Genomic DNA, 479 nt, shown 5'->3' with positions numbered 1-479 from the left:
ATATGCGTTTGAAAATGTCTTTATTTTTTCCTTAAATTTTCGATTTATAAAGACTCTTATTGTATACAAAGTTTGAATAAACGCGTCCACTGTTTGCGGTTTAAAAGCGCTGGAACTTGCGCTAAAACTGCATTCTTCATCTATAATAAAAAGCCCTGTTTCAAAAGATACAGGTTCAGGAATATCGATAATTATATCTTCCCCTTTAACTTCAAGTCCTTTTTTGCGGAGTTCTTCCGCCAGTTTTTCTTCGATTTTTGCCCTCTCTTTAAAGTTCATGAGCGCCTTAAAATTGTCTTTTTTTTGTGAAATTTCTGCAAATGTTGTGTAAATATTCCCTTCGCGCACATATTCCACAAGAGCGGCTCCGTTTATAGCGGAATTTTTGTCATTTTTGATTTTTTGTTCAAGAAGGGAAAAAAGGCTGTAGTCGTCAAGATTATACAGGTCTTCGCCAGTTATTTGCCCTGTTTCAAGCC

1 pseudogene is annotated in these 479 nt (G+C 35.7%); it reads right to left on the bottom strand.

Annotation, left to right across the window (positions count from 1 at the left end):
• Positions 1-479: pseudogene (locus ACYVTD_RS16425) on the bottom strand (HD domain-containing protein); the annotation flags it as partial.

The organism is Treponema sp. R6D11, from assembly GCF_054786075.1.
Note: the sequence above shows the minus strand (reverse complement) of the source record. Positions and strands in the feature narration are given on the sequence as shown.